Source organism: Dehalococcoidia bacterium, assembly GCA_025054935.1.
In the GTDB taxonomy this organism is placed as follows: Bacteria; Chloroflexota; Dehalococcoidia; order SpSt-223; family SpSt-223; genus JANWZD01.
Window position 1 is genome coordinate 1 of sequence record JANWZD010000026.1, and the last position, 7,178, is coordinate 7,178.

At 66.2% G+C, this 7,178-nt stretch carries 4 protein-coding genes; 2 read left to right on the forward strand and 2 right to left on the reverse strand.

Annotated elements, in window-relative coordinates:
• Both NZ773_15965 and NZ773_15970 read left to right on the forward strand, forming a co-directional pair.
• Window positions 1-1,033 (forward strand): hypothetical protein (locus tag NZ773_15965; protein MCS6803423.1); only part of this gene is annotated, 1,033 nt, incomplete at its 5' end.
• Window positions 1,030-4,446 (forward strand): phospholipase D-like domain-containing protein, encoded by a 3,417-nt coding sequence (locus NZ773_15970; GenBank protein MCS6803424.1) that lies wholly within the window; start codon window positions 1,030-1,032, stop codon window positions 4,444-4,446. The genes NZ773_15965 and NZ773_15970, both read left to right, overlap by 4 nt.
• Before the next feature lie 1,963 nt (window positions 4,447-6,409).
• Here NZ773_15970 and NZ773_15975 read toward each other — a convergent pair.
• Together NZ773_15975 and NZ773_15980 are read right to left on the reverse strand one after the other, a co-directional pair.
• Window positions 6,410-6,868 (reverse strand): helicase-related protein, encoded by a 459-nt coding sequence (locus tag NZ773_15975; protein MCS6803425.1) that lies wholly within the window; start codon window positions 6,866-6,868, stop codon window positions 6,410-6,412.
• A gap of 21 nt (window positions 6,869-6,889) precedes the next feature.
• Window positions 6,890-7,178 (reverse strand): hypothetical protein (locus tag NZ773_15980; GenBank protein ID MCS6803426.1); only part of this gene is annotated, 289 nt, incomplete at its 5' end.

Sequence of the window (7,178 nt, forward strand, 5' to 3'; positions counted from 1 at the left end):
CATCGCCCTGCGCGGCCCCTTCGCCGACCAAGACGCGTGGCAGGCAGCGAAGAGCCGCCCCCCGCACCGCTTCACGCCGGAGGAGGTTCTGGGCTGGACCTCCTCCGCCTCCCTGCCGCTTCTGCCCTCTGACGAGAGCATCGCCGTCTTCACCCGGCTGCGGCGCGCGCCGCGGCTCGATCGCCGTGCGCCGGGCGAATGGCGCGCCCGGCCGGATACCGAACTGCACGCGACCAGCGACAAGGCGCTGATGACCTTCGACCCGCCCTCCACCGAGGGCCTGTGGCCGGTGTTCAAGGGAGAATCCTTCGACCTCTGGCAGAACGACCTGGGCCCCGCCAGCTACTATGCCTGGGCGGAGCCCGGGCCGGTGCTGGCGCGGCTGCAGCAGAAGCGGCTCAACAGCGGCCGCTCCCGCCGCGACTCCGCCCACGCCGAGTTTCCGCCCGCCCATCTGCGCGATCCGGCCACCCTGCCCTGCCACGCGCCGCGCATCGTGTTCCGGGATGCCACGAATCGAACCAACCAGCGGACGGTGATTGCCGCCCTGGCCCCGCCACGCGTGTTCTGCGGTAACCAAGCCCCCTACTTGCTCTGGCCAGCGGGGGACACGAAAGATCAAGCCTTTCTGCTTGGCGTACTTTGCTCGGTCCCTCTGGATTGGTATGCGCGGCGTATCGTCGAAACGCACGTCAACTTCTTCATCCTCAACCCGTTCCCCATTCCGCGCCCGCCGCGCAGCGACCCCCACTGGCAGCGCGCGGTGGCTCTCGCCGGCCGCCTCGCCTGCCCGGATGCGCGCTTCGCCGCCTGGGCTGAGGCCGTCGGAGTCGCCTACGGCCCGCTCGATGCGGCCGAGAAACAGGCGATGATCGAGGAACTGGACGCCGTCGTGGCACGCCTCTACGGCCTCAACCCCGACCAGCTCGCCCACATCTTCGACACCTTCCACGACTGGCCGACCGAAGCCGACTGGGCGGCCTGGAACGCCCGGCGCGACCGCACGGTCGCCATCCTGCGGGGGCTTGCATGACGCCGCGGCCCGAGCTCATCACCAACCAGGGCGGCAACACCCTGCTGGCCGCGCTGGCCGCCGCCATCCCCGACGCGCCGCGCCCGCCTGGCCTCGGCGAGACGCCCGCCGGCGTGCGCGAGATCGCCATCGCCACCGCCTTCCTCAGCCCCGCCGGCTTCGCCGCGGTGGCCGACCGGCTGGAACAGGCGGAACGGGTGCGCCTTCTTCTTGGCGCTGAGCCGGAGCCGGAGGCGCTGCGCCTCGCCCGGCGGCACCTGCGCAAGCCCGGCGACCCGCCGGCCGCGGCCTTCGAACGGCGCGAGCTGGCCGAGGCGCTGAAACTCCTGGAAGGGGGGCTGCGCGCGGAGCGCGACCGCATGCCCTTCAGCGCCGAAACCCGCCGCCACTTGCGGCGGATGGCGGCCATGCTGCGCTCCGGCACGCTCGAGACGCGCCGCTACGAGAAGGCCTTTTTGCATGCCAAGGCGATCCTGATCGACGGGCCGGAACCGGGGCTGATCGCCGGCTCCTCCAACCTCACCCGCGCGGGGCTCACCACCAACCTGGAGCTCAACCTCGCGCGCTGGGACGCCGCGATCTTCGCCCAAGCCAAGGCCTGGTTCGACGGGCTTTGGGATGAGGCCGCGCCGTTTGATCTCGCTGCCATTCTCGAGGAGCCGGAGCAGGAATTTCCACCCTGGCTGATCTTCCTGCGCATCCTCTGGCAGCTCTACGGCGGGGAACTGGAAGAGGAGCGGAAGGAGGAGGGCGAGATCCCGCTCACCGCCTTCCAGCTGCACGGGGTCTGGCGCGCGCGTCGGATCCTGCGCGAGTTCGGCGGCGTGATCGTCGCCGACGAGGTGGGACTCGGCAAGACCTTCATCGGCGGCGCGATCCTCGAGGCCTATGCGCGCAACCGCCAGCGCGCCTTGCTCCTCTGCCCCGCGGCGCTGCGCGAAAGCTGGGACCGCTTCCTCGACGAGCACAACATCGGCCGCTTCGTCGAGCTGCTCTCCTTCGACCAGGTGGCGCGCGACCGGCAGCTGTTCGATCCGGACCGGCGGCCGCGTGCGCGAGGAAACCACCTGCGCGCGGCGCTCGACGAATACCAGCTCATCGTGGTCGACGAGGCGCACAACTACCGCAACCCGGACTCGTCGCACCGTGCCGATGTGCTGCGGCGGCTGCTCTACGGCCAGCGCAAGGATCTGGTGCTGCTCACCGCCACGCCGGTGAACAACAGCCTCTGGGATTTCTACCACCTGCAGCGCTACTTCGTCCGCCAAGACAGCGCATTGGCCAGCCGCGGCATCGTCAGCATCCGCGACCGGTTCAGGGCGGCAGCAAAACAGGATCCGGCAAACCTTAGCCCCGATTTCCTCTATCCGATCATCGATGCCCTGACCGTCAAGCGCACGCGCGGCTTTGTCAAGAAGCACTACGCTGGCGAAACGATCCGCGGCCCCGATGGGGTGATGCGCCCGATCGTCTTTCCGAAGGCGGTGGGGATCACCGTGCGCTACGACCTCGAACGGCTGGCCCCCGGCCTGTTCGATGCGGTGGCCGATGCTCTGGATCCGGAGCACGGCCGCAACCTGCTGAGTTTCGCGCGCTACGCGCCCGATGCCTTCCGGCGCGATGCCGATAGGGAGGAGGCCGAGGAAGCAGAGGAGGCACAGGAGAACGCTGCGGGGCTGTTGCGGTCGGGACTGCTCAAACGTTTCGAGTCTTCGCCCCACGCGTTCCGCAAGAGCCTTGAGCGCATGGTGCAGGAGCATGACCTCTTTCTCGACGCCTTGGCGAAAGGAAAGGTGATCACCACAGCCTTCCTGCGCGAACTCGGAGACGACGACGAGGCCTTCGAGGATCTTTTGGAGACCAGCGGCGAAGCTCGCGATTCCGCGAATTACGACGTGGCCCGCCTACGCGCCGCAGTGGAACGCGACAGAGATATCCTCAGGGATCTCGCCGGGCGGCTTCGTGCGGTGAACGACGAGGACGATCCCAAGCTCGCGGCGGTGGTCGAGGAGTTGGCGAAGATTGCGGAGGAAGCGCGCCGTGATGCTGCCACCGACCTCGAAGAGCAGCGCAACCGCAAGGTTCTGCTCTTCTCGTACTTCGCTGATACGGTCGCGTGGCTCCGCAAGGCACTAGAGGCGAGGATCGACGCCGACCCGCGGCTGAGCGTGTATCGCGGCCGGATCGTGGCCGTGGCAGGGCGGGAGCTGGAAGGCGAAGAGGTGAACCGCAACGAGGCGGTCTGGGCCTTCGCTCCCGAGTCGAGCGGACCGCCGCCGGGCCAGCAGGACCTCTACGACGTGCTGATCACCACTGATGTGCTGGCAGAGGGGATGAACCTCCAGCAGTGCCGGCACATCATAAACTATGACTTGCCGTGGAACCCCATGCGGCTGGTGCAGCGGCACGGCCGGATCGACCGCATCGGTAGCCCGCACCCGCGCGTCTTTCTGCGCACGGTCTTTCCTGCCGATCGGCTGAATGCGCTGCTCGACCTGGAACAACGCATCCTGCGGAAGCTCGCCCAGGCGGCGAAAAGCATAGGCATCGGCACCGCGCCGGTGGACAAGGCCACCTCGCGCGATCAGGTTTTTGCCGAGACGCGGGCGGAGATCGAGAAACTGGTTGCAGAGGATGCGACCCTGTTCGAACAGGGAGGGACCGCTTCGGCCGCTCAAACAGGCGAGGAATATCGGCAACGTTTGCGCGCTGCCCTTGCCGCCGACCGGAATGCCATCACGACACTCCCGGCCGGCGCAGCAAGCGGGCTTCGGAAAGGGCGGCGCCGAGGCATTGTGTTCTGTGCTGAGGTTGCTTTGCGGGATGGTGTGCGGACCTTCCTTCGGTTTGTCCCCGCTGGGCCTGGTTGGCAGGCGCCCGATGGCGCCGAAGGCGTCGAAGGCGAGATAGGCACGTGTCTCAGGCTGATCGACTGCGATCAGGACACCCCGCGCCACATGCCCGCCGAGTTGGGCGACGCGGTCTTCGCATTCTGGGAGGTCGCTTTGGCCGACATCCTCTCCGAATGGCAGGACCTTTCCGATCCGGCCAAACTGCAGCCGCCGGTGCGGCTGACCAATAAGCAGGTCGCAGCCTTCATCCGCGCGAACCCGCCCTACGACGTCGACCGCGAGCGGGTGGCAAGGGCGTTGGACGTGCTGGAAGCTCCCTGGCCGCGGCGAGAGGAGGCCTTGCTGCGGGAGCAGTTCCGCGACCGGGTCGGCTCACCTGCGGGGCGCAGCGCAAGGCTTGTGGAATGGATTCTCGGAACCGGCCTCGAGCCCTTCGAAGCGCCTCCACCCCTTCCGCCAATCAGCGAGTCTGACGTGCGGCTGGTCTGCTGGATGGCGGTGCTACCGCAAGGGGACTCTCCTGAGCAACGCATCCGGCAAGGCGAGGTTGGCGCGATTTAGAAGGGGCAGACCCGCCGCAGGCGGCACCGTTGCGACGGACCTGGTGCCGCTCTGCCCCTTTTCGGATTGTCGTCTCCCGCGTGGGCAAGTTTGGGCCGACATGACGATGGCTTGTCGCGCTTGGCCGAGCCATCCGCCCGCTGGCAGCGGCTGCATCCGCGATGACGCGCCGAACCCAGGGCTCCAAGAGTGAGGTGCGCCCGTCGCACCGAGTCACGTCAGGGTCGCTAGACTTACCTGATGAGCGGCACGGGCTAGCGTGGGTCATCGACCGGCATCTGTTTTGGACTTCCCTCTTGCGATGCCGAATCGTCTCATCACCCTCGGGCAGGACGCTGCGCAAGAGTCGGCGCGAAATCGTGGAGGCAACGCTGCTGTCCGCACCGCGCGTGTGCCATGCCGATCCAGAGATGCCAGGCATCACTCCCGGTGAGAGGGCGGCGAAACCCTGCCCGGACGGCCAGTCTGCGCCAGGGATCACGGATGCACGCTGAATGGTGGAAGCTACGCAGTCCAACCGAGCTCTCGAAGGAAGGTCGCGAATTGGGATCTTCATTCCGTTTGTTGCTCCAAGTCGCACCTCTCGATCGATCGTCGCCATCTGTTGCGCGCGCACGCAAAGACGATCGGTGCGAAAAGCGCTGGCGTTCGGTCTCGAATTGCGTTGCGTCATGGTCGGCCGACCGAGATCGCCCCACCTGTTTCGGATCAAACCGCTCGCTTGGGCAGGAGCGGTGCAGTTTGAGGGTCGGCGTTGCGCGACCGATTGCCGCAAGAAGTCAGGTGTGTCGAACGGGTGGAGCGCAGGAATCCACTGGGCCCCCGAGACCTCGCCACCGTGCGCTCCCGAAACGAGGAACGTTAACGGTTCGCACCTTTTCGGCTTGCGCACGCCCGACTGGAGAGAATGGTGAGGAGGATGACGGCCTAGCCTGCATGCAGCCACAAGCTGTCAATGCACTGGACCACCTGACGCAGACATCGAGCCAGGCTGCCACCTGAGCTGGCCATTAACCACTGGCCTGACGTCATCGAATGAACAAAGCCACGGTCGCCGCATAGCCTGCTCGGCCGCTAGTACGGCTGCCCCGATCAGCTCGGCCATCGTGTTGCCATCGACATGCTTCGCTGCTCCAACCGACTGCGACGCCGAATACGGCGCCACTGATCGGGTCGCGCCACCGGATTTGCTCCAAATGTGCATGCTCATAAGGTCTGTCTGGTGACCGGTACGAAGTCTCTCGGCATAGTATGAAGCCCAAGCGCGGCCTTCACCGCATTGGGGTGTCTGGTGACCAGTACGAAGTCTGTCGACCTAGTATTGTGCAGCGTTGGGCAACCGGTTGCCTTGCCCCTGCTGCGCCGCTGCTGAGAACAGCCGGTGAGGCAGGTCTTCTGCGTCAACCTGTCATCCTATCTCCTGGCCCGTGGGTGGCCCGGTTTTCGGTCAGACTGAAGGTCTACGAGCGGTTCATCGGCTCCAGCCGAGACGGCGATCAGGCCAATCCAAATCTTCGATTGACTGCGACACGCTGCTTGCAGCGGATATCACCGTGCAGTCCGCACGGACCTACGCCAGCAGCCGGGTCGAAGGGCAATGCCTCGCCCCTGGTCTCACCTATTTCTGTGACGGGACCAAGATCGAGCAGCGATGATCGGCAGACCCACTTTCTGCGTAGGACCAAGCGCGTTGTGCTGTCAATGGAACCCCGCGAGTGGCATCATTTGATAACAGACTGCAACGATTGAGCGGCGATGATCACGTCCGACGGGCAGGCGCGCACATATCCAATGCCGGTTGTCGGACCGATGTCGCCAGTCCAGGCCCTCGCTGTTATCGTGTTCAGGATTGCCCGCTTTCAGGTCAGCGTCCGCGACGCTCCTCGTAAGTGAGGCTCACCCGGCAGCCGCTCCCCGGTGTCTTGGCCGTCTCAAGTTCGTCCAGGCGACTACGAGACGGCTTTCATTTGTAGTATCGGCGCCACCAGTCGAGCGGGTCGCGGCCCTGGTAGATGTCGATATTGTCTCGGACTGTGACGATGCGGCACTTTGCCGTGCCTCCGTTCCTCGGTCCGCGCAAACCGCGACCGACCATCTGCATGAAGCGGACGGGTGAGAAGACCGGGCGGGAAATCAGGATCATCTCCCCTCCGGGCGCATCGAAGCCGCTCGTGAAGACGGCCGCATTGCAGACCACGCGGATCTCGCCGTTCCTGAAAGCAGCAACCGCGTCCCGCCGGGCCGAAGGATCGGTTTCGGCGCTGACCGCGCGCGCTCGGATCCCGAGCAGGCTGAGGCGTGCCGTCAAGGCGACCGCGTGGTCGACGCTGTTGGCGAAGACGAGGACGGAGCGTTCCGGCGCTTTTGCGATGGCCCGGACGATCGCGTCGTTGCGGTGCGCCTGCTTCGCGAGACGGTCCAAGGCCGAGGGCGGCAAGTCTTCTTAGGTCGCGAAATAGCGGCGCTCCTCTTGTGTCAGTTCGAACGGCTCGATGAGCCGGATCGGCTCCATGACGACCTCGGCCAGAAAACCCCGGCTTCGCAGAATCCGATGGAGGTCGGCCTGTTCGCGCGGCACGACCCGGCAGTCGAAGCGTTGCGCAAGCCGCCGCGACTCCTCTTCGTCACCGCTGCGGAACGGCGTCGCGGTCAGCCCCAGGAGAACCGGTTCCCGTTCCCGCGTGCGCCTCTGTCCCGTTGCCAGCCCGAGTGCTTCCAAAACCCAGGTGTAG

What these genes read in the sequence shown, in the direction of transcription:
- NZ773_15970 (MCS6803424.1), top strand. Translation starts at nt 1,030, where the DNA reads ATGACGCCGCGGCCCGAGCTCATCACCAACCAGGGCGGCAACACCCTG.